The sequence below is a fragment of the Rubrivirga sp. genome (assembly GCF_049648075.1).
Taxonomy (GTDB): Bacteria; Bacteroidota; Rhodothermia; order Rhodothermales; family Rubricoccaceae; genus Rubrivirga.
Genome location: NZ_JBARYR010000050.1, coordinates 1 through 3,793, shown reverse-complemented (window position 1 = coordinate 3,793; position 3,793 = coordinate 1). Strand labels below are relative to the sequence as shown.

Below are 3,793 nucleotides of genomic sequence, written 5' to 3'. Positions count from 1 at the left end.
GACCACGTGCTCCAGGCGCTCCGCCGGCTGGACGCAGGCGGGCGGCTGGTGGCCGTCCTCAGCGCAGGCGTCCGCAGGGGCAAGCCGACGCACCGAGCATTCTTTGAGGCCATCGATGCTGACCCGTTCCGGCTCCGGGCCGACATCGAAGTCGGCGGGGCCGTCTACCGACCGTATGGGACGTCCGTGCGCACTAGGCTCATCGTCATCGACCGGGACCCGACGGAGCCTGCAAGGGCAAGCGAGCGGGTGGAGGCAACCGTAGAGACGGTGAGTGAGGCCGTCAGCGTGCTGTCTCATGTCAGGAAGGGGTGAGAGAAGAGTGCAGGCGCTCGCGCTCCGCCCCGTGCTCCGCAGGGCCGACCGCCCCGTGACCGTCGAGGCCGTCGCCCAGCGGTTCCAGTGCGCGCGCTGTGCCGCCGTCACCAACCTGCCCGACACCCTCGCCACGCCAATGCCGACACCGCTTGATCGGCCTCGCACCCCCCGCTCTCACACGAGCCGCGAGCGATTGCGGGCGGCTGCAAGAAGGTGCGAGCGGTTTCGAGAGGTTGCGAGAACGGCGTATCTTCCCCGCCGTGCCCCCGCCCCCTCTCCGCGTCATGCTCTCGTCGACCGTCGTCGGTCTCGAGGACACCATCGAGCAGGCTGCGGCCGTGCTCCACGGGTACGGCTACGATGTCCTGAGCAGCCACCTCGGCACCATCATGCCGCGTCCTGGGCAGACCGTGCCGGAGGCGTGCGTCGAGGCGGTCGGCCGTGCCGACTACCTCGTCGGGATTATCCAGGGGCGCTACGGTTCGGCCCAGCAAGGAACCTCGGGCCTCAGCGACGCCGATGTCTCGATTACCCACCTCGAACAACGACACGCCGCGTCGCTGGACGCGCCCCGGGTCTTCTTCGTCGACCGGCGTGTCGAGGTCGCCCGCTCCGCGCTCCGCCCCGTGCTGGACCGGCTCACTCCGACTCCCGTCGACGCCAACGGCCGACCCGTCTGGGACCTTCCCCTCGCGTCCGGCCAGCCCAACCCATTCGAGCGTTCCTCGGTCCTCTCGGACCTCCGCGTCCTCGCCATGCTCGAGGAGGCCGAGCAGGGCGGGGGAGGGGCCTGGGTCATCCGCACGGGGAACTGGTGCCAGCGCTACGACCGCTCCTCCCAGATCCTCACGTCGCTCCCGGCGCTCTTCGGCGACCCCGACCGCCTCCGCGCCGACCTCGCCGCCTACCGCGCCACCCCATGAACGCCGACGCTCTCCCTGACCTCCCAACTGCCGAGGGCACGAACGTCGCGTTTCTGCCCACTCCTGACCCGGACGCCGCCGCCCGGACGGTCGCCGCATTCCTCAACGGCAGCGGTGGCCTCGTCATGATCGGCTACGACGCGACCGGCACGTTCACCGGGTTCTCGGACCATTCCCCGGAGACGTCGCTCCAGGCGATCCGCCAGCACGTCGAGCACGCCATCGTCCCGCGCGAGCCGCTCCAGATCACGCCCATCGAGAAAGACGGCCTAGCGGCGATGCTCGTCGAGGTGCCCAGCGGCACCCGGAAGCCCTACCTCGTCGAGGGCGCCATCTACGTCCGGCGCGGCGACGCCAATAAGCCTGCGACCCCCGCCGAGATCTCCCGCGTCGTCGCACGGCGGGGCCGCGCCGAAGAACGGTGGGAACGCCAGCCTGCCCTCGACCTCGACCCGGACGAGGCCCTCAGCGCCCCCCTCATCCGGGAGACCTACCGCCGCGCCGTCGAGCGGCTCGACGTCCCCGTCACTCCGGACAACCGCCTCCTGTCGTTCCTGGAGGCGCTCGGCCTCGCCGCCGAAGGGTATCCGACTCGGGCGGCGCTGGCCCTGTTCGCCCAGCCGGACGCCGTCCCCCGCTACCTGCCCCAGGCGCGCGCCCAGGTCCTCTCCTTCGAGGACGACACAGCCGAGAAGCCGCTCAGCCGCCGCGAGCTCTCGGGCGGCGCGGCCGTCCTCGCGGAGCCTCTGTTCGAGGCCGCCGCCGTGACCCTGCCCCGCATCCTGCGCCTGACCGAAGGGTTCCAGCGAGACGACCGCTTGGCGGTCCCCGCCCCCGCCCTCCGCGAGGTCCTCGTCAACGCGCTCGCCCACCGGGACTACACCGACTCCGCGTCCGTCAGCCTCCGTTTCTTCCCCGACCGGGTCGAGGTCTGGAACCCAGGCCGGATGGACCAGGCCTTCCTCGCCGACGACGGCGCCCGCCTCGTCTCGCGCCCCACCAATCCGGACGTGGCGCGGGCCTTCAACCTCCTGGGCTACGCCGAGGGCACCGGGATCGGTCTCTGGCGCGTCCGTCAGGCGATGACGAGCGCGGGCCTACCGCCTCCGGAGTGGAGGAACCAAACCGGGGGCGTCCTCCTCACGCTCTGGACCACCGACTCGCCAGAACGACGTCCCGTGCCGCTCGCCCCACGCCTCGCGCACTTCGTCTCGCAAACCCGGCCCGGGGAGGAGATCACCCGCGCCGAATACCACCACACGTTCGCCGCGGAGGTGTCGGACCGCACGGCGAGCAACGACATCCAGGAGCTCGTCAACGAGGGCTTCCTGCGCCAGGTCGGGTCCGGGCGGTTCACGTCCTACGTCCGTACGGACAAAGCCTCTGACCCCTCCTGAGGGCTGCTGACGCCTCAGCGGGAAACTCGCGCCACTCGGCAAACGGAGCGCTACGCATCCGTCAGGATCGTGATCTCGTCTGCTAGTCCGATCCGGTCGAGGTACTCGTCGATCCGGTCGACACGCTCCGCTGTGCCCGCCTCAGTGGCGATGTCCACGATCATCTCGTCGTTCGTCACCAGCCGGACCGGGCCGGTGCCCGTCACCGGCGTCTCACCGAGGTAGAACGCGATCTCCTTGTCCCAGATCATGTTGGCCCGATTCTTCTTCGTCATGTCGGAGCCTCCCATCACGATCCGGCGGACCACCTCCCGGTAGAACCGGAGGGGGACTGGGAAGCGCGACGCCAGATCCTTCGCCTTGTCGGCGATCCCCTCAGGGGTGTCCTGCGCCCCTACCCCGAGTTGAACGCGACGGATCTCGCTCGCGGCGAACATCAGCAATGCGTCGTCGCTGTCGAGGAGTTTCAAGACGGCCCGCCGCGTCTCTTTGTCTTCCACTTTCTTCCACGTGGTCGCCGTCGGGTCGCCAGCCCTGACGATTCGGTCGAACATGTCCTGGACGAACTGCGCCTCCGTCTTCTCGACTCCGTCAGCGATGTTGCGGAGGTCCTGACGCACGTCCTCGTCGAAGTCGGCCGGGTCGTCCGTCCGCGCGACGAGCGTGCAGAATGCTCCGAGTTGTTCCATCCAGGGGCGCGCCCGTGTGTCCTCCCGGCCGTAGTACGACCGGCCCAGTTGGACCTCCGGTGGGGGCAGGAATCGGACACCCTCGTCTCCACCGCAGTGGAGCGCGAGAACGGTAACGGCAAGGTGGCAGTGGGGAAGCGCCGGGTCGTCGGGGTCCGCGAGATGCGCGAGCAACTCGGCCGCGACCCACGGGTGGCACATCGAACGGCGCCCGACCTCGGCCTCGCGCTCCGCGATGCGGTGACCGCGCTCACGAGCTTGCTCGATGCTCTGGCCTTTGCCCAAGTTGCGGTAGGCATTCGAGTCGAAAACAGCAGCTTCTGTCATGGGCGCGAAGGGTTTAGCTAGTCGCACGTCGCACCTCTCGATGTCGTTCCACTCTTGCCCCGCGTCTCGGACCAGTCCCAGCAGACGCCGACGTCGGTCCCCGTCCGCCGCCCGCGCGAACGCCTCGGCGCCCACGACC

Annotated in this window: 3 protein-coding genes and 1 pseudogene; 3 read left to right on the top strand and 1 reads right to left on the bottom strand. The window is 69.7% G+C overall.

All coding sequences use genetic code 11. The features are described from left to right. The 3 genes and pseudogenes from WBA11_RS01430 to WBA11_RS01420 all read left to right on the top strand — a co-directional run. Positions 1 to 315 (top strand): annotated as a pseudogene (locus tag WBA11_RS01430) (hypothetical protein); the annotation flags it as partial. Between the two features lie 263 nt (positions 316 to 578). Continuing rightward, positions 579 to 1,241, top strand: coding sequence for a DUF4062 domain-containing protein (locus tag WBA11_RS01425; RefSeq protein ID WP_424518951.1), 663 nt, complete (start codon positions 579 to 581; stop codon positions 1,239 to 1,241). After that, positions 1,238 to 2,638, top strand: a complete 1,401-nt coding sequence (locus WBA11_RS01420; protein WP_424518950.1) for an ATP-binding protein — start codon at positions 1,238 to 1,240, stop codon at positions 2,636 to 2,638. Before WBA11_RS01425 ends, WBA11_RS01420 begins: the two co-directional genes overlap by 4 nt. Before the next feature lie 50 nt (positions 2,639 to 2,688). Here WBA11_RS01420 and WBA11_RS01415 read toward each other — a convergent pair. Continuing rightward, on the bottom strand, positions 2,689 to 3,793 hold a 1,105-nt coding region (locus WBA11_RS01415), incomplete at its 5' end, for a hypothetical protein (protein ID WP_424518949.1).